Origin of the sequence: Streptomyces sp. NPDC093064 (assembly GCF_044754605.1) — a bacterium.
GTDB lineage: Bacteria > Actinomycetota > Actinomycetes > Streptomycetales > Streptomycetaceae > Streptomyces.
The window spans coordinates 165,964-183,304 of sequence record NZ_JBIVPK010000002.1 but is presented as its reverse complement, the minus strand read 5'-3'; the positions used below and the strand labels follow the sequence as shown (position 1 = coordinate 183,304).

At 71.1% G+C, this 17,341-nt stretch carries 14 protein-coding genes and 1 pseudogene; 6 read left to right on the top strand and 9 right to left on the bottom strand.

Annotation, left to right across the window (positions count from 1 at the left end; genetic code table 11):
- Positions 1–23: 23 nt before the first annotated feature.
- Positions 24–1,718 (bottom strand): pyridoxal phosphate-dependent aminotransferase, encoded by a 1,695-nt coding sequence (locus tag ACIQFZ_RS03760; protein ID WP_402690528.1) that lies wholly within the window; start codon positions 1,716–1,718, stop codon positions 24–26.
- A gap of 220 nt (positions 1,719–1,938) precedes the next feature.
- On the opposite strand from ACIQFZ_RS03760, the gene ACIQFZ_RS03755 reads away from it, so the two are divergent.
- Positions 1,939–3,147: an RNA-guided endonuclease InsQ/TnpB family protein gene (locus ACIQFZ_RS03755; protein ID WP_402690527.1), complete on the top strand. Its 1,209-nt coding sequence runs from the start codon at positions 1,939–1,941 to the stop codon at positions 3,145–3,147.
- A gap of 226 nt (positions 3,148–3,373) precedes the next feature.
- On the opposite strand, the gene mmsB is transcribed toward ACIQFZ_RS03755, so the two are convergent.
- From mmsB to ACIQFZ_RS03725, 6 genes are all read right to left on the bottom strand, one after another.
- Positions 3,374–4,618 (bottom strand): multiple monosaccharide ABC transporter permease, encoded by a 1,245-nt coding sequence (gene mmsB / locus ACIQFZ_RS03750; RefSeq protein WP_365418358.1) that lies wholly within the window; start codon positions 4,616–4,618, stop codon positions 3,374–3,376.
- Entirely contained in the window at positions 4,615–6,174 is a 1,560-nt protein-coding gene (gene mmsA / locus ACIQFZ_RS03745) for a multiple monosaccharide ABC transporter ATP-binding protein (RefSeq protein ID WP_402690526.1), read from the bottom strand. The genes mmsB and mmsA overlap by 4 nt, the downstream gene beginning before the upstream one ends.
- Before the next feature lie 51 nt (positions 6,175–6,225).
- Positions 6,226–7,335 carry a multiple monosaccharide ABC transporter substrate-binding protein gene (chvE, locus tag ACIQFZ_RS03740; RefSeq protein WP_365776578.1) on the bottom strand — a complete coding sequence of 370 codons (1,110 nt, stop codon included), beginning with the start codon at positions 7,333–7,335 and terminating at the stop codon, positions 6,226–6,228.
- A gap of 60 nt (positions 7,336–7,395) precedes the next feature.
- A complete protein-coding gene (locus ACIQFZ_RS03735) occupies positions 7,396–8,364 on the bottom strand; it encodes a hypothetical protein (protein WP_365418351.1) in 969 nt (322 codons plus the stop codon).
- Between the two features lie 166 nt (positions 8,365–8,530).
- A complete protein-coding gene (locus ACIQFZ_RS03730; RefSeq protein ID WP_402690525.1) occupies positions 8,531–9,535 on the bottom strand; it encodes a zinc-binding dehydrogenase in 1,005 nt (334 codons plus the stop codon).
- Positions 9,532–10,695 carry a mandelate racemase/muconate lactonizing enzyme family protein gene (locus ACIQFZ_RS03725; RefSeq protein ID WP_383056992.1) on the bottom strand — a complete coding sequence of 388 codons (1,164 nt, stop codon included), beginning with the start codon at positions 10,693–10,695 and terminating at the stop codon, positions 9,532–9,534. Before ACIQFZ_RS03725 ends, ACIQFZ_RS03730 begins: the two co-directional genes overlap by 4 nt.
- 220 nt (positions 10,696–10,915) lie before the next feature.
- Between ACIQFZ_RS03725 and ACIQFZ_RS03720 the strand changes: the two genes are divergently transcribed.
- Positions 10,916–11,863, top strand: coding sequence for a hypothetical protein (locus ACIQFZ_RS03720; RefSeq protein ID WP_402690524.1), 948 nt, complete (start codon positions 10,916–10,918; stop codon positions 11,861–11,863).
- Positions 11,864–11,933: 70 nt separating this feature from the next.
- Here ACIQFZ_RS03720 and ACIQFZ_RS03715 read toward each other — a convergent pair whose 3' ends face one another.
- A complete protein-coding gene (locus ACIQFZ_RS03715; RefSeq protein WP_365418344.1) occupies positions 11,934–12,383 on the bottom strand; it encodes a MarR family transcriptional regulator in 450 nt (149 codons plus the stop codon).
- Positions 12,384–12,470: 87 nt separating this feature from the next.
- On the opposite strand from ACIQFZ_RS03715, the gene ACIQFZ_RS03710 reads away from it, so the two are divergent.
- The 3 genes from ACIQFZ_RS03710 to ACIQFZ_RS03700 all read left to right on the top strand — a co-directional run bounded on the left by ACIQFZ_RS03710 (position 12,471) and on the right by ACIQFZ_RS03700 (position 15,710).
- Positions 12,471–13,469 (top strand): NADP-dependent oxidoreductase, encoded by a 999-nt coding sequence (locus tag ACIQFZ_RS03710; protein WP_365418341.1) that lies wholly within the window; start codon positions 12,471–12,473, stop codon positions 13,467–13,469.
- Positions 13,470–13,588: 119 nt separating this feature from the next.
- Positions 13,589–14,017, top strand: a complete 429-nt coding sequence (locus tag ACIQFZ_RS03705) for an organic hydroperoxide resistance protein (protein WP_365418338.1) — start codon at positions 13,589–13,591, stop codon at positions 14,015–14,017.
- Positions 14,018–14,522: 505 nt separating this feature from the next.
- Entirely contained in the window at positions 14,523–15,710 is a 1,188-nt protein-coding gene (locus tag ACIQFZ_RS03700; protein WP_365776568.1) for a nucleotide pyrophosphatase/phosphodiesterase family protein, read from the top strand.
- A gap of 151 nt (positions 15,711–15,861) precedes the next feature.
- Here the strand turns inward: ACIQFZ_RS03700 and ACIQFZ_RS03695 are convergent.
- Positions 15,862–16,296, bottom strand: a pseudogene (locus tag ACIQFZ_RS03695) (serine hydrolase domain-containing protein); the annotation flags it as partial.
- Positions 16,297–16,457: 161 nt separating this feature from the next.
- Here ACIQFZ_RS03695 and ACIQFZ_RS03690 point away from each other — a divergent pair.
- On the top strand, positions 16,458–17,261 hold the full coding sequence (locus tag ACIQFZ_RS03690) for an EI24 domain-containing protein (protein ID WP_365418332.1): 804 nt from the start codon (positions 16,458–16,460) through the stop codon (positions 17,259–17,261).
- Positions 17,262–17,341 lie beyond the last annotated feature (80 nt).

Here is a 17,341-nt window from a genome sequence, read left to right as displayed (position 1 = left end):
AGGCGGGAATGTGACGACAGGGCCTAGCCCGCCTGTCCCATGCCTGCCGCGTTCGGCCAGTTCTGGGGGCTGGGCCAGCCGGTCGCCGGGGCCGGGGTCAGGCCGGGGGCGCCGGGAGGCGGGGCGGTCATGCCGCGCACCTGGGCGGCGGTGAGCCCGCCGCGGGCGGGGACACCCGGCGGGGTGGGTCCGGGCGCGGGCGCGGGCGCCGGTACGGGGGCGGGAGCGGGGGCCGGGACCTGCTGCGCCGCCGGTGCCAGGGGGTGCATCGGGGCCGGTGCGGGGGCCGGCGGCGGAGCGGGGGCCGCCGGCAGGGACGTGCCGGGGGCGGGCGGCTGCGGGGCGGGGGCCACCGACGCCGTGACGGGGAGCGGCATCGCGGTGCCGGCGGCCGGGGCGGCTGTTCCCGGGGCGGCGGCGATACCCGGGGCGGCGGCTATGCCGGGAACGGCGGCGATGCCCGGGGCGGCGGCCACCGCGGCCTGTGCGGCGGCCGGCAGCCGCATCCCGCCCCCGTTGGTCTCGCTCACCAGCCGGTCCACCGCGGCCGTACCCGAGCTGTAGTTGGTCCCTGTACCCAGCTCGGGCACGGCCGCTCCCCTCCCGCTCCCGTAGAGCACCTGTTCCAAGGCGGAGACGAGACGGCGAACGTCCACCTCGGGGCGCACCACGAGCCGCAGGAAGCGGCTGGAGGAGCCGATCTTGTTGCCGCATTCGCGGACCAGGATCCGGTGCTCGGTGAGCAGCCGGTCCCGGACCACGGTGCCCTCGGCGCCCACGGGAAGGCGCACGAAGAGGAAGTTGCCCTGGGACGGGTAGACCGTCAGACCGGGCAGCGCCGAGAGGTGGGCGGCCATCTCCAGCCGGTCGCGGCGTACCTGCTGAAGGCTCTGCCGGTACTCCGCGCCGTGCTCCTTGAGCATGAATACCACGTGCTCGGCGAAGGAGTTGAGGTTCCACTTCGGCAGCATCGAACGGACCTTGCCCGCCAGCGCCGGATTGGCGACCAGGTATCCGAAGCGGATGCCGTGCAGGCCGAAGTTCTTGCCCAGGCTGCGCAGCACGACCACGTTCGGGCGCAGCATCGCCTCCTGCACCACGCTCGGTTCGGCCTCGGCGTCGGCGAACTCCAGGAACGACTCGTCGATCACCACCAGGTCCAGGTCGGCCAGGGCGTCCATGAACTGCACCAGGGCGTGCTTGGGCACGAAGCCGCCGTCGGGGTTGTTGGGGTTGCAGACCACGGCGACCCTGGTCCCCCGCCTCCGGATGAACTCGACGTACTGCGCCGGGTCCAGGGCGAAGCCGTTGGACTCCTGGAGCGGGAACATGTCGACCCGCTTGCCGGTCTCCATGGGCTGGTCGGTCCAGCGGCCGAAGGTGGGGACGGGGACGGCCAGGGACTCACGCACGAGCAGATGGTCGATCCAGGTGATCAGCTCGGTGGAGCCGTTGCCCATCGCCACGCACTGCGGCGGCAGCTGGAGCAGGCTGCACAGCTCGGCGGTGATCGTGTCGGCGCTGGACGGGTAGTACGTGACGATCTCGCGCAGCCGTGTCGCCATGTCCTGGAACATGGCGGACGTGGGGAAGTAGGGGTTGCACGGAATGCAGAAGTCCACCGGCCCGGCCCCGTCGCCGCCCTCCCGCGTCAGCGCCGCCATCGACGGGCTGTGCGCCGCGGTGCTGCGGAACAGCGAGGTGACGTTGTCAGCCATCAGATTCCTTTCGAGGGGGCCGTCGACTGCAGCCGGTGGGGAATGAGAGTTCGTCTGCCGAATATGTGACCTTTACGGGCGGTGCTCGTTGAATGTGGGGTGAGCAGGTCTTCGGGCTGGGGTTGATCGGGGGCATCGTGGTTGTAGCCAGAGGCGACCGCCGTGAATCGCAGAACCCTGCCGTCGCCGAAGCCCTGCGCCGTGAACGGAGGGGCCAAGGGTGATCCGCGCGTACAAGTTCCTCCTGCGCCCCACCGTGCGTCAGACGGCTGCGCTGGATGAGATGGTGCGGGACCACTGCTCGCTGTACAACGGGGCACTCCAAGAGCGCCGGGACGCCTACCGGCATGCATCGAGGACCGCCGTCCGGTACGCCGACCAGTCCGCCCAGCTCAAGGAAATCCGGGCGTTCGACCCTGAGCGGCAGGGCCGTTGGTCGTACTCCTCTCAGCAGGCCACGTTGCGCCGCCTGGACAGGGCGTTCGCCGCGTTCTTCCGCAGGGTCAGAGCCGGGGAGAGGCCCGGCTACCCGCGCTTCAAGGGCGTCGGACACTTCGACACCGTGGTCTTCCCCAAGGACGGCGACGGATGCCGCTGGGACTCCACCCCACAGGATCCGCAGATGCGGGTTCGCCTCCAGAGTGTCGGCCACGTTCGTGTGCACCGGCACCGGCCCGTCAAGGGCCGAGTGAAGACGATCAGCATCAAACGTGAGGGGAACCGCTGGTACGTCGTCCTGTCCTGCGACGAGGTGCCAGCCGAGCTCCTGCCGCCCAGCGGTGCTGTGGTCGGTATCGACATGGGGACCGTGCACTTCCTGACCACTTCCGACGGCGCCCACGTCGCCAACCCGAAGTTCTTCAAAGCGATGGCCGAGGAACTGGCCAACGCCCAACGGCACCTGGCGACGTTCCCCAAGCGCACCCGCCGACGCACCAAGAGGCATCGGGCTGCCGTCCGGAAGGTCGCCAAGATCCACACCAAGATCCGCAGGCAGCGGCTCGACTTCCATCACAAGGCCGCGCACGCGCTGATTCGCGACCACGACCTGATCGCGCACGAGCGGCTGAACATCACGGGTATGACCCGCGCACCCAAACCCAAGCCCGACCCTGAAGCGCCCGGCGTGTTCCTGCAGAACCGGGCTGCTGCGAAGACCGGACTCAATCGCAGTATTCTCGACGCGGGTTGGGGGCATTTCCTGACGATCATGACGAACAAGGCTGAAAGCGCCGGTCGCCTCGTGATCGAAGTGGACGCCCGCAACACCTCCCGCACGTGCCCCTCCTGCGGGCACGTCGCAAAGGAGAACCGTGTCACCCAGGCGCTGTTTCATTGCACGGCGTGTGGTCGCAGCGCGAACGCGGACCACGTCGGCGCGATGAACGTCCTCAGCAGGGCCGGGCTGGTCCTCTGCGACGTGGCCTAGCCACTGACGCAGGAAGCCCGCGCGTTCACGCGTGGGTGGAGTCACGGATCCTCCGTGTGTGGCGGGCCCGGCGGGGACGACCGGGCCCGTCGTCCTGGGGTGGCCCGCGCGGGGGAGCACGGGCCACCCATGGATACGGAGAGGGAGGCGGTGTTGTTCAACTCATGTGTGGGAAGTGTGATTTCCGGGTACCCACGGGCCCCCGCGGGTGCGGCGCGGGCCGGGCCTACGAACCGGACCTGCGTTTGTTCCACACGTCGAACCCGACCGCCGCCAGCAAAGCCAGGCCCTTGATGACCTGCTGCCAGTCGGTGCCGACGCTGAGAAGGTTCATGCCGTTGTTCAGCACGCCGAGGACGAGGCCGCCGATGATCGCGCCGAGCACGGTGCCGACCCCGCCGCTCATGGACGCGCCGCCGATGAACGACGAGGCGATCGCTTCCAGTTCGTAGTTCACGCCCGCCTTCGGGGAGGCCGCGTTCAGGCGGGCCGCCACCACCAGGCCCGCCAGGGCCGCCAGCACGCCCATGTTCAGGAACACCTGGAAGGTGACCCGCCGGTCCTTGACGCCGGACAGCTTCGCGGCGGGCAGGTTGCCGCCGATGGCGTAGATGTGGCGGCCGAAGACGGCGTTGCGCATCACATAGCCGTAGCCGACCACCAGCACGCCGAGGATGATCAGCACGATCGGCGCGCCCTTGTAGCTGGCGAGCAGCAGCGTGACGACCAGGACCGCGGCGACGAGGGCGACGAGCTTGAGCGCGAACAGCCGCGCGGGCGGCACGTCGAGGGAGAACTCCTGCTGCCGGCGCCGGTCGCGCACCTCCTGCCACACCACGGAGGCGATCAGGACGACGCCGAGGAGCAGGGTGAGGTTGTGGTAGTTGGTGTGCGGCCCGACCTCGGGCAGGAAGCCGTTGCCCATCTTCTGGAGCCCGCCCGGGAACGGGCCGAGGGTCTGGCCCTTGAGCAGGATCTCCGTCAGACCGCGGAAGAGCAGCATCCCGGCGAGGGTGACGATGAACGACGGTATGCCCAGATAGGCGATCATGAACCCCTGCAGTGAGCCCGCGGCCGCCCCCACCAGCAGGCACAGGCCCACCGCGACCGGCCACGGCACCTGGTGGCTGACTGTCAGCGCCGCCGCCACCGCGCCGACGAAGGCGGTCAGCGAGCCGACCGACAGGTCGATGTGGCCCGCGATGATCACCATCATCATGCCGATGGCCAGGATCAGGATGTAGCTGTTCTGGAGCACCAGGTTGGAGACGTTGCGCGGCAGCAGCAGGTCCCCTCCGGTCCAGATCTCGAACAGGACGACGATCAGGCCGAGCGCGAGCAGCATCCCGTACTGCCGCATGTTGCGGCGCAGGCCGTTCAGCACCAGCCGGAGCAGACCGTGGCCGGCGGCCGCCGCGCCGCGCTCCGGTGGCGCCGGGGCCGGGGTCTGCGCGGTCACGTCCGTGCTCATCGCGTCACCTCTTCGTCCTTCGTGTTCTTCGTCATGTGGCGCATCAGCACTTCCTGGGTGGCCTCGGCCCGCGGCACCTCACCGGTCAGCCGCCCCGCGGCCATCGTGTAGATGCGGTCGCACATGCCGAGCAGCTCCGGCAGTTCGGAGGAGATGAAGAGGACCGCCTTGCCCTGGGCGGCCAGCCGGTCGATGACCGTGTAGATCTCGTACTTGGCGCCCACGTCGATGCCGCGCGTGGGCTCGTCCAGGATCAGCACGTCCGGACCGGCGAAGATCCACTTGCTGAGGACGACTTTCTGCTGGTTGCCGCCGGACAGCCTGCCCACCGGCTCGAAGACGGTCGGCGCCTTGATGTTCATGGACGTGCGGAAGCCCTCGGCGACCTGCCGCTCCTCGTGCTCGTCCACCACGCCCCGCCGCGCCACCTTGCCCAGCGCGGTCAGCGAGATGTTCCGGTGGACGGTGTCGATGAGGTTCAGGCCGTAGTGCTTGCGGTCCTCGGTGACGTAGGCGATGCCGTGCCCGACCGCCTCCGCGACGGTCCTGGTGCTGATCTCCCGGCCGTCCTTGAGGACCGTGCCGGCCGCGTACCGGCCGTAGGTGCGGCCGAAGACGCTCATCGCCAGTTCGGTGCGGCCGGCGCCCATCAGGCCCGCGATGCCGACGATCTCCCCGCGCCGCACCCGGACCGACACGTCGTCGACGACCCGGCGCTGCCGGTCGATCGGGTGGAACACCGTCCAGCCCCGGACCTCCAGGGCTGGGGCCGAGCCCTCCTCGGGCTGGTGCGGGGTGCGTTCGGGGAAGCGGTGGTCGAGGTCGCGGCCGACCATGCCGGCGATGATCCGCTCCTCGGTGGTGCCGGCCGCCTTCACGTCCAGGGTCTCGATGGTGCGGCCGTCGCGCAGGATCGTCACCGAGTCGGCGACCCGGCGGATCTCGTTGAGCTTGTGGGAGATGACGATCGAGGTGATGCCCTGCTTCTTCAACTCCAGGATCAGACGCAGGAGTTTCCCGCTGTCCTCGTCGTTCAGGGCGGCCGTCGGCTCGTCCAGGATGAGCAGCTTCACCGACTTCGACAGTGCCTTGGCGATCTCCACGAGCTGCTGCTTGCCGACGCCGATGTCGGCGACCCGGCTCTCGGGGTGCTCGTCGAGGCCGACGCGGCGCAGCAGTTCGGTGGCGTGCCGGAGGGTGTCGTTCCAGTTGATGAACCCGCGGGTGGCGTGTTCGTTGCCGAGGAAGATGTTCTCCGCAATGGACAGGTACGGCACCAGCGCCAGCTCCTGGTGGATGATGACGATGCCGCGCCGCTCGCTGGCCCGGATGTCCTTGAAACGGCAGACCTCCTGCTCGAAGAGGATCTCGCCCTCGTAGCTTCCGTGCGGATGGACGCCGGAGAGCACCTTCATCAGGGTGGATTTGCCGGCGCCGTTCTCCCCGCAGATGGCGTGCACCTCGCCCCGGCGAACCGTCAGCGTGACGTCCGACAGCGCCTTGACACCGGGAAAGGTCTTGCCGATCGAGCGCATTTCCAGGACGGGTCCCGCCATGGTCGTGCCTTCCAGTCGGTTGGGGTCGGTGGATGCGGCGGTCGCTTCCCGCTACTTGTTCAGCTCGGCGTCGGTGTAGTAGCCGCCCTTCACCAGGACCTCCTCGTAGTTGCTCTTGTCGACGCTCACCGGCTGCAGCAGGTAGGCGGGCACCACCTTCGAGCCGTTGTCATAGGTCTTGGAGTCGTTGACCTGCGGCTTCTTGTCCTTCAGGGCGTCGTCGACCATCGCCGAGGCGACCTCGGCGAGCTTGCGGGTGTCCTTGTAGACGGTCTGCGTCTGCTCGCCCGCGATGATCGACTTCACCGAGGCCAGCTCGGCGTCCTGACCGGTGACGACGGGCAGCGGCTTGCTCCCCGAGCCGTAGCCGTCCGACTTCAGCGCGGAGAGGATGCCGATCGATATGCCGTCGTAGGGCGAGAGCACCGCGTCGACCCGGCCGCTCTTGTAGGAGGAGGTGAGGATGTCGTCCATGCGCCGCTGCGCGGTCGCGCCGTCCCAGCGCAGGGTGGTGACCTTGGTGAGCTGCGTCTGGCCGGACCTCACCTTCAGCTTGCCGCTGTCCAGGTACGGCTTCAGGACGCTCATCGCGCCGTTGAAGAAGTACTTGGTGTTGTTGTCGTCGTTGGAGCCGGCGAACAGCTCGATGTTGAACGGGCCCTTGCCGTCCTTCAGGCCGAGCTTGTCGACGATGTAGCCGGCCTGGAGCCGGCCGACCTTCTCGTTGTCGAAGGAGGCGTAGTAGTCGACGTGCTCCGTGCCGAGGATCAGCCGGTCGTAGGCGATGACCGGGATGCCGGCGTCGGCCGCCTCCTGGAGCACGTTGTTCAGCGACTTGTTGTCGATGGCGGCGACGATCAGGCCCTTGACGCCCTGGGTGATCAGGTTCTCGATCTGCGACACCTGGGTGTCGGGGTTGTCCTCGCCGAAGACCAGCTTGGTCCGGTAGCCCTTGGCCTGGAGGTCCTTGACGACGTTGTCGCCGTCGGAGATCCACCGCTCGGAGGACTTCGTCGGCATCGCGATGCCGATGGTGGCGCCCTTGGTGCTGCCCGCCTTCTCCTTGCTGCCGCCCTCGCTGTTCTGCCCGCAGGCGGACAGGGTCAGGGCGAGGGACGCTGCTGCGGCCGTGGCGGCGAGGGCGGCTCTGCGGTTGCGCATGGGGATCAGTCCTTGTCCGTCTGGTCGGGGTGGGGTGTGGGGAGGTGCTCGCGGCGCCCGTCAGGCGCCGGTGGGGAAGCGGTGGAGCGGGCCCGGCAGCCGGGAGCCGAGCGGCGCCATGTCACCGGCGGCGCCGTGGCGGGCGAGCAGGTCCAGGGCGAGCCGGCCGCGCCGCACCCGTTCCCGGGCGGTGGCCAGGGTGAGCTCGCGCAGATGGTGCCCGTACGGGTAGATGCCGGGCGCCTTGGACAGGCCGAACTTCAGATAGAGCGGTGCGCCGCGCCGGATCAGCTCGGCGACCTCGTACATCCGCACATAGCCGCCGAGGTCGTCGGGCGCCTCGATGTACATGTCCATGGGGGCGCCCGACACCCGTCGGATCTCGGTGAGGTGATCGAGCGTCAGGTCGCTGGGCACGTTCACGGAGTCGGCGCCCAGCCGCTCGAAGACGGCGTACGACGCCGGGTTCACCGGGCCGATCAGCGCGGACACCTTCAGGGTGGTGTCGGCCGGGATCAGTCCCGTCGTACGCGCCCGGTGCAGCGTCCACAGCACCCCCTCGTCGGCGACCAGCAGACAGCGCACGCCCAACTCCGTGGCCCGTACGGCGTCTTCGACGCATCCGGCGACCGCGTCGTGGCCGCGGGCGCGCAGCCCCGCCCCGCGCGAGTCGGAGCGCACGGAGCCGCCGGTGTCCCAGGTGCCGCGCGGGCCGGTGAACAGGCACAGCTCGATGCCGTGTGCGGCACTTGCCCCGGCCATCTCGGTGATCTCGGCGTCGGTCAGCATCCACACGCCGCTGCCCTGGCTGATCCGGTGGATCGGCACATCGAGCCGTGCGGCCTCGTCGAGGACTACCGCCAGCGCCTCCGGGCCCTCGCACGAGGGGATCTCGGTGCGCCAGCGGCCGCCGCCCGGGAAGGCGTGGGACGAGGCGTCGGCGGGGTCGAGGGCGGGGGCGCCCAGGCCGAGTGCGGTGAGCGTCTGCTCACCGGGCCTGCGGGCGGCCGTGGCGGAAGCGTCGGTCACGGGCAGTCCTTCGTGTTCGGTATCTCGGACAAGGTTCGCGACTTCGGGTGTGGCGGGCCGTGCACGGAGACCGGCGGTGAACCGGGCCCGGCGTACCGCGGCCGGTGATCCGGGCCCCGGTGCGCCGCTCACGGCGTCGTCGGGTCACGCCGTGAGCGGCGCACGGTCACGGGCGGAGCAGCACCTTGCCCACCTTCGGGTCGCCCGCCCCGACCAGGTCGATGGCGTGCGAGAACTCGGCGAGCGGGAGTTCGTGGGTGACGAGCGGGAGCGGATCGAGCAGCCCGGCCGCGAACACCCGCACCGTGTGTGCCCAGGCGTGCGGCGGCGCCCCGAAGACGGTGCGCACCTCCAACTGCCGTACGACGAGGTCGGTCGGGTCCAGTCCCTCGGCACCCGGTGCCGGGATGCCCGTCAGGACCAGCCGCCCACCGCGTCTGAGCAGCGCGGCGGCGGTCCGCGCCGCGTCCGCGGACCCGGCGGTCTCGATCACCACGTCGAAGCCGCCGGGCAGTTGCCGGTCCTTGGTGGAGAAGCCGGTGGCACCGAACCGCCGGGCCAGGCCCTCGCGGTCGTCGCGTGTGCCGACGACCAGCAGCTCGGCCGGGGAGAGGGCCTTGAGGAACTGCACGGCGAACATCCCGAGCGTGCCGGTGCCGACCACGGCGACCCGCTCGCCCGGCCGGGCGTCCGCCTTCAGCGCGGCGGCCGCGACACAGGCGGCCGGCTCCAGCAGGGCCGCGGCGGTGAGGTCGGCGCCCTCGGGCAGCACGTGCAGCAGCCTGGCCGGCAGCGTCAGCGTGGCGGCCATCGCGCCGGGCCGGGTGAAGCCGGTCTCCTCGTACCCTGCCGTGCACAGAGTCGTCTCGCCCGCGTGGCAGCGGTCGCACACCTGGCAGTTGCGGAAACCCTCGCCGACCACCTTGCGGCCCACGAGACCGCCGGGCACCCCGGCGCCCACCCGCCGGACCGTCCCGGACCACTCGTGGCCCGGCGTCAGCGGGTAACGGACGTACCCGTCGGGCCGGTTGCCCTGGTACAGCTCGCGGTCGCTGCCGCAGATCCCCACGGCGTGCACGGCGACCAGCGCCTCGCCCGGACCCGGGTCGCGCGGCGTGTGCCCGGCGATCCGGTGCGCGCCCGGGGCCTCGACGACGACCTCGGTGCTCACTTCGCCCCCTTCGGCCTGCGCTGCTCCCAGCCCTCGGCCCACAGGTCGAACCGGGCCTGCTGCTGGGGGAATTCGGCCGCCGCGTCGACGTCCAGCTCGACGCCGAGACCGGGCGTGTCGGAGAGGTGGAAGCAGCCGTCCTCCGGATCCACCCGGGGCGCGCCCCTGACCACCTTCTTGATCTCCGCGTCCGCGAAGTCGTTGAAGTGCTCCAGAACCTTGAAGTTCGGTGTGGTGAAGCCGACTTGGAGTGAGGCGGCGGTGAGCACGGACCCGCCCACGTTGTGCGGGGCGACGAGCATGTAGTGCGTCTCGGCGGTCGCGGCCAGTTTCCGGGTCTCCCAGATGCCGCCGATGTGGCCGACGTCCGGCTGGATGATGTCGGCGGACTGGTCGTCGAAGAGCTCGCGGAACTCGATCCGGTCGTGGATGCGCTCTCCGGTGGCGACCGGTACGTCCACCTTGGCGGCGACCTTCCGCAGCGCCTTCAGGTTCTCCGGCGGCACCGGCTCCTCCAGCCAGGCCGGGGCGAAGGGCGCCATCTCCCTGGCCAGCCGGACGGCGGTGGCGGGGGAGAAGCGGCCGTGCATCTCCAGCATCAGCTCGGCGTCCGGGCCGATGGCGTCCCGTACGGCCTCGATGAGCGAGACGGCGTACAGGGTTTTCTCGTGGTCGAGTTCGAAGTGCCCGGTGCCGAAGGGGTCGATCTTGAGCGCCCGGTAACCGCGCTCCATGACCCCCCGCGCGGCCTTGTGGTACGCCTCCGGGGTGCGCTCGGTGGTGTACCAGCCGTTGGCGTATGCCTTGACCCGGTCGGTGACCTTGCCGCCGAGCAGCTGCCACACCGGGACGTTGAGTGCCTTGCCCTTGATGTCCCAGCAGGCCATCTCCACCACCGCGATGCCGGACATCACGATCTCGCCCGCGCGGCCGAAGTCGCCGTACTTCATCCGGCGGACGAGGTCCTCGGCGGCGAACGGGTCGGAGCCGAGGATGTGGTTGGCCTCGGCCTCCCTCAAGTAGCCGATGAGCGCGTCGGTGTGGCCCAGCATCCGGGTCTCGCCGACCCCCGCGATGCCCTCGTCGGTGTGCACCTGGACGTAGGTCAGGTTGCGCCACGGCGTCCCGACCACATGGGTGCTGATTCCGGTGATGCGCACGGCGCCCGCCCCTCGGCTGCTCGACATCGATGTCGTTGTTCGAGATTTCGTCAGACGTTCGAAATGCTGGCGAGACAGTAAGGAGGGGGTGGTGAGGGTGTCAATGGGTCCGACAGATAACGGTTTCGGCGAGACTTTCGACCACTCTTTCGATCCCGCACAGAACCTTCACAGGGGTGCCTAGGAACCGCGCCCATCCGGAACTTACTCTTCCCGCGTCATGAACTACTGCCACCCGTGCCGACGGCACCTCAACGGCGCCCTCGCCTGCCCGGGGTGCGGCACCCCAGTGGAGACCCTTCCCTCGTACGCGGAGGATCCGGGGATGGGCACGGAGCCGGCGACCGCCCAAGTCCCGCAGGAGAGCGGGGGGTTCCACCTCGACGAGGGGCGGGACGGCCACGGCGGGCATGACGGCCGCGACGAGTACGACGGCCGCGACGGGTACGACGGGGATGGCCTCGACGGCGGCCCTGCCGAGCCGGAGGGGCGGGCCGGGCGGCGCCGCCCGCGCGGCCGCGGCCGGGGCCGGGGCGGAGCCGCCGAGGCGGCCCGGACGGACGCCGAGGGCGTCGAGAACGGCGAGGACGTCGAGGACGCGGAGTCCGCGGGGCGCCGGGGCGCGAGCCGGCGGGACCGCAAGGCCGCGGCTCACCGCAGGCGCCGCCGCCGGGTCCTGCTGATAGCCGCCGGCTTCGTACTGGCGGGCGGTGGTCTGAGCCTGGCCGAACTCGGCGTCGACGCACCGGGCCTGCCGGGCTTCTCGCACCCCGAGCCGGCGGCGGTCGGCGACGACTTGGGGGAGGGCGACGCGTCCCCCACCGGTACCGGCGGGACGACCGCGCCGGCTGACGGTGCTCCGGGGACCGGTACGGGCACGGCCTCACTGGACGCCTCCAAGTCGGCCTCGCCCTCCGCCTCCGCGAAGGGCGGGAAGCCGAAACCGGACGCGAGCGGTGCGAGCAGCCCCCGGGAGTCGGCCGAGGCGACGGCGCAGGACGGCACGGGCGGCGGCTCGGACGGGCCGGGTGCGCCGGACCCGGCGACCTCGGAGGCGCCCCGGCCCGCGGACCCGCCGACGACGGACCCCGCCCCACCGCCCCCTCATCCGGATCCGACCCCCACGCCGACGCGCACGTGCGACCGCTTCCTGTGGTGGTGCACGTAGGGCGCGATCCACGTGCCTGCGGGCCGCCCCGTCGGCGCCGGGCTCCACGCCCCCGTGACGGCGGCTGCGGTCAGCCGATTTCCCCCTGGTCCACCATCCGCCGCAGCAGGTCCCGCAGCGCCAGCCGCTCCCCCTCGGAGAGGCCCGCCAGCGGCTCCCGCGCGAAGCGCAGCCCTTCCCGCAGCTCCCGGGCCACCCGCCGCCCCTCCTCGGTCGCCGCCGCCAGCTTCACCCGCCGGTCACCCGGATCCGGCCGCCGCTCCACCAGTCCCCGCGTCTCCAGCCGGTCCACGATCCCGGTGACGTTCGACGGCTCGCACTTCAGCTTCTGCGCCAGCTTCCGCATCGGCAGCGGCTCCAGCGACAGCAGGCTCAGCAGCCGCGCCTGCGCCCCGGTCAGCGCGTGCTCCCCGGCGGCTTCCTCGTAGTCCTCGTAGAACCGGGCCACGACGTCGCCGATCAGTTCGACGACCTCCAGGGTCAGCGCGTCGGGTCGGCGGGTGTTCGGTGCAGCGGCCATGCGACCAGCGTACCGGCTTACTTGACTTCATGAAATATTCAGGCGCATGGTTGTTTCAGTAACTGAAGTAACTGAAAGGTCGCTGTCGTGATCAACCGAGAATGGCACCTGCTCAGCCGTCCGGTCGGCTGGCCGAAGCCCGAGGACTTCGCCCTGGTCGAGACCGAGGTCCCGCGGCCGGGTGAGGGCCAGGTCCTCGTACGCAACGAGTACCTCTCCGTCGACCCTTATATGCGGGGCCGGATGAGTGCGGCCAAGTCGTACGCCGCGCCGTACGAACTGGGCAGGCCCATGCAGGGCGGCGCCGTCGGCGAGGTCGTCGCCTCCGAGGCCGAGGGGATCGCCGTCGGCGACCACGTCCTGCACTTCGGCGGCTGGCGCGAGTACGCCGCCGTGAACGCCCGCAGCGCGGTCAAGGTCGACCCCGCGGCCGCGCCCCTGCCGGCGTACCTCGGCGTGCTGGGCATGACCGGGCTGACCGCCTACGCCGGTCTGCTGCGCACCGCCTCCTTCAAGGAGGGCGACGCCGTCTTCGTCTCCGGCGCGGCCGGCGCGGTCGGCGGGCAGGTCGGGCAGATCGCCAGGCTCAAGGGCGCCTCGCGGGTGATCGGCTCCGCCGGCTCCGACGAGAAGGTCCGGCTGCTGACCGAGGAGTACGGCTTCGACGCCGCGTTCAACTACAAGAGCGGCCCGGTGGCCGAGCAGTTGCGTGCCGCCGCCCCGGACGGCGTCGACGTCTACTTCGACAACGTCGGCGGCGAGCACCTGGAAGCCGCCATCGGCTCCCTCAACCTGGGCGGCCGCATCGCGATCTGCGGAATGATCTCCGTCTACAACAACACCGAGCCCGCCCCGGGCCCGAAGAACCTCGCCCGCCTGATCCAGACCCGTGGTCGCATCGAGGGCTTCCTCGTCGGCGACCACTACGACCTCCAGCCCGAGTTCGTGCGGGAGGTCGGCGCGTGGGTGCGCTCGGGTGAGCTGAAGTACCGCCAGACCGTCGTGGAAGGCATCGAGAACACGCTGGAGGCCTTCCTCGGCGTGCTGCGCGGCGACAACACCGGAAAGATGATCGTCAAGCTCTGACCCCTCCCGGTGGCCGTTCCCTGGAGTTTCGGTATGCGGTAACTTCTTTCCGGAACCCGAAACCGCCAGGTGCGACCGTGGGCGCGAGTCGCGGCGGACGAAGGAAGGAACGCAACCCCATGCCCAGCTCTGCAATCCGACGTTCTGACGTCCTGTACACCGCCGTCGCCACCGCCGAGAACGGCCGTGACGGCCGGGTCGCCACCGACGACGGCAAGCTCGACGTCGTCGTCAACCCGCCCAAGGAGATGGGCGGCAGCGGTGCCGGCACCAACCCGGAGCAGCTGTTCGCCGCCGGCTACAGCGCCTGCTTCCAGGGCGCCCTCGGCGTCGTCGCCCGCCAGGAGGGCGCCGACATCTCCGGCTCCACCGTCACCGCGAAGGTCGGCATCGGCAAGAACGAGGACGGGTTCGGGATCATCGTGGAGATCTCGGCCGACATCCCGAACGTCGACGCCGCGACGGCGAAGAGCCTGGTGGAGAAGGCCCACCAGGTGTGCCCGTACTCGAAGGCGACCCGGGGGAACATCACGGTGACGCTGGCCTGACCCCGACGGCCCGTTCGCCCGGTCCGGCCCCCACCGCAGTGGGGGCCTTTCCCTTCCGGGTCGAACTCGCGTAGCTCCTTCCGGCGGTCGCGACGGCCGGTGGCGACCCGGAGGAGAGCGCCGCGGGCCACCCGCTGACACGCCGGGCCGATCCCACGGCGACCGACGCGTTCGAATGCGCCCTGGCCGGGTTCTACACCCGCAGCGCACGCCTGCCGGCGCCATGCTGGTCACCGCACATCCGGACCCACGAGGCGTGGTACGGCAGACTGTGCCGCACATGGCCGGCCCGGCGCACGGGCTGGTCGTGACCATGGATCCGCCACGACCCGATCACGACGCAGTCCCCGCAAGAGCCCTTGTCCGAGAACGGTGCCAGGAGCGGAAGCCGGCCATGAGACGCACCCACCCCGTGAGCCCCTTCGGCCTCTACGGGACGTCGCCGACCACGTCATCGACACCGAGGACTTGCGCGACATCCCCCCTCCTCCGCTAGGTCGCCCTCATGCCTCTTTCCCCCGTCCTGGATCCCCTCGACGCCCCGGTTCCCGCCTATGGCACCGGCTCCCTCTGCGACCTGCTGCCGGCAGTCGCCGCGGGCTTCGGCCTGAAGAACAGCGCACCCCCGCCCATTCCGGCGACCGGGCTGCGGCTGCCTCCCGCCGACCGGGTGTGCGTGTTCCTCATCGACGGACTGGGCCATCACCAACTGCGTGAGCACGCCCCCTACGCACCGTTCCTCGCCTCACTGGCGGACTCCGCGCCGGCCGACGGCAATCCCGCCCCCATGCTGACCGCCGGATTCCCCTCCACCACGGCCACCTCGCTGGCCTCCTTCGGAACCGGCCTGCCCACGGGCCGCCACGGCCTGGCCGGCTACACCGTCGCCGTTCCCGGCCACGGCGTCCTCATGAACCAGTTGCGCTGGGAGCCGTGGACCGAGCCCACCGACTGGCAACCGCACCCGCCCCTCTTCCGCACCCTGCACGCCCAGGGCATCCATACCGCCCAGGTCCTGCCCACCCGTTTCGCCACCACGGCGCTCACCCGCATCGCCGTCTCCGGTGGCCGCTTCATCCCGGAGGACGACGCCGACCGCCGGATGGACCGGGCCGCCGCCGAACTCGCCCTGGCCGGCCGCGCCCTCGTCTACACCTACCTCGGCGACCTCGACGCCGCTGGCCACACCTTCGGCGTCGACTCCGACGAGTGGCGCGAACAGCTCATGCGCGCCGACCGGCTCGCACAACGCCTGGCCAACCGCCTGCCGGCCCGCTCCGCCCTGTACGTCACCTCCGACCACGGCATGGTCGACGTCGCGCCCCAGGACCGCGTCGACTACGACGACGAATGGGATTTGCGTGCAGGCGTCGCCCTGCTCGGTGGCGAGGCCCGTGCCCGCCACGTCTACACCGCGCCCGACGCCGCCGCCGACGTCCACGCCGCCTGGTCCGAAAGGCTGGGCGAGCGCATGTGGATCGCCACACGGGACGAGGCGATCGAGGCGGGCTGGTTCGGCCCGGAGGTCGAGGACCGCGTCCGCGAACGCATCGGCGACGTGATCGCCGTCGCACAGACCGACGTGGCGGTGATCGCCGGCCGAACCGAGCCCGGCGCCAGCACCATGACCGGCCTCCACGGCGCAATGACCCCCGACGAACTGGCAGTACCCCTGCTCCGGGTGCAGGCCTAGGCCCGCTCGTTTGGATCATGCCGGGCTCGCGGGCCCTGGCACCGCGCCTCGCCCGTGGTGCTCAGCCAGCCAGTGCCGCCCGGTGCACCGCCCTCGCCAGGCGGTCGTTCTCCGGGGCCGCGCCGCCCGGGAAGGCGAAGCGGCGGCGGGTGTAGCCGTAGGCCAGGCCACTCGCCGGGTCGGCGACGGCCCGGTCGTCGGCCGGCTCGGCGGGCGTGAAACCGCCGTCGGCGCCGACCAGGCCCGCCCGGTGCGCGAGCATGTCCCGCAGGGTCAGCGCGCCCTTGCCCTCGGCCGCGAACTCCGGCCAGTCGTACGTCACTTTGCGGTCCAGCTCCAGGGTGCCGTCCTGGACGAGCAGCGCGACCACGAGATGCGCGGCGCCCTTGGTCGACGAGTACACCCCGTACAGCGAGCCGCCGTCGGCGCCGTCCGGTCCGGCCCACAGGTCGACCACCCGCCGCCCGTGGACGTACGCGCACAACTGCCCCTCGTAGTCCGGCCGCTGAGCCGCCACGAACGCGGCGAACTCCTCCCGCACCGGTTCGTAGCCGTCGGCGACGGTGCCGTGGATCTCCTGGGTCATCCGCTCTCCTCAACCTGACCGGTGCTCGCCGGCGACACAGTGCGTCCCGCAGATCGGTACGGCGGCGCCCGGCCGTTCGACTCAACGGGCCGCGTACCCGGAGGACGAGCGGGCGCGTACCCGGAGGTTGGGCGGGCGTGGGCCCCGCATACAGTTTTCCCATGCGTGACCTCGGGGCCGGCTTCGCCCATCTCCTCAAAGGCCAGCGCTGGATGGCCCGGCACGGGCAGTCGTACCGCTTCGGACTGCTCCCGGGGCTGATCACGCTGGTGCTGTACGCGGCGGCGCTCACCGCGCTCGCGCTGTGGGGCGGCGACGCCGTCACCTGGGCCACCCCCTTCGCCGACGACTGGCCGGGGCCCTGGACCGGCCTCTTCCGCGGCCTGCTCACCGCCGTGCTGTTCGCCCTGGGGCTGCTGCTCGCCGTGGTCACCTTCACCGCAGTCACCCTCCTGATCGGCCAGCCCTTCTACGAGAGCCTGTCCGAACAGGTGGACCGGGACGTGTCGCCCGACGGCACGGCGCCCGAGTCCGGCCTGCCGCTCTGGCGCGATCTGTGGATCTCGGCCCGCGACAGCCTGCGCATCGTCGTGCGGGCCGCGCTGTGGGGCGTACTGCTCTTCGTGCTGGGCTTCCTGCCGTTCGTCGGGCAGACGGTCGTGCCGGTGCTCGGCTTCTTCGTCACCGGCTTCTTCCTGACCGAGGAGCTCGCCGCCGTCGCCCTCCAGCGCCGGGGCGTCGGGCTCGGTGACCGTCTGGCTCTGCTGCGCTCCCGCAAGCTGTTGGTCTGGGGCTTCGGCGCCCCGCTCGGCCTGGCCTTCCTGGTGCCCTTCGTGGCGGTGTTCCTGATGCCGGGCGCGGTCGCGGGCGCCACCCTGCTCGCCCGTGAGCTGCTGGACGAGGAGACCGGCGACGCGGTCACCCCGGCACCCCGGACGCCGTCGCAGTCGCCGGCGCCCGCCTGACGCGGGGCTACGGCACAGCCGGGCGAGGCCGCCCGTGTTTGTGAAGGGTTCGTACGAGATCGCGGCACAGTGCCCGATGA

Bases quoted from the DNA above. Each gene is read 5' to 3' on its own strand.
- chvE (WP_365776578.1), bottom strand. From the start codon at position 7,335: ATGCGCAACCGCAGAGCCGCCCTCGCCGCCACGGCCGCAGCAGCGTCC.
- ACIQFZ_RS03705 (WP_365418338.1), top strand. From the start codon at position 13,589: ATGCCCAGCTCTGCAATCCGACGTTCTGACGTCCTGTACACCGCCGTC.
- ACIQFZ_RS03760 (WP_402690528.1), bottom strand. From the start codon at position 1,718: ATGGCTGACAACGTCACCTCGCTGTTCCGCAGCACCGCGGCGCACAGC.
- ACIQFZ_RS03715 (WP_365418344.1), bottom strand. From the start codon at position 12,383: ATGGCCGCTGCACCGAACACCCGCCGACCCGACGCGCTGACCCTGGAG.
- mmsA (WP_402690526.1), bottom strand. From the start codon at position 6,174: ATGGCGGGACCCGTCCTGGAAATGCGCTCGATCGGCAAGACCTTTCCC.
- ACIQFZ_RS03700 (WP_365776568.1), top strand. From the start codon at position 14,523: ATGCCTCTTTCCCCCGTCCTGGATCCCCTCGACGCCCCGGTTCCCGCC.
- ACIQFZ_RS03690 (WP_365418332.1), top strand. From the start codon at position 16,458: ATGCGTGACCTCGGGGCCGGCTTCGCCCATCTCCTCAAAGGCCAGCGC.
- mmsB (WP_365418358.1), bottom strand. From the start codon at position 4,618: ATGAGCACGGACGTGACCGCGCAGACCCCGGCCCCGGCGCCACCGGAG.
- ACIQFZ_RS03720 (WP_402690524.1), top strand. From the start codon at position 10,916: ATGAACTACTGCCACCCGTGCCGACGGCACCTCAACGGCGCCCTCGCC.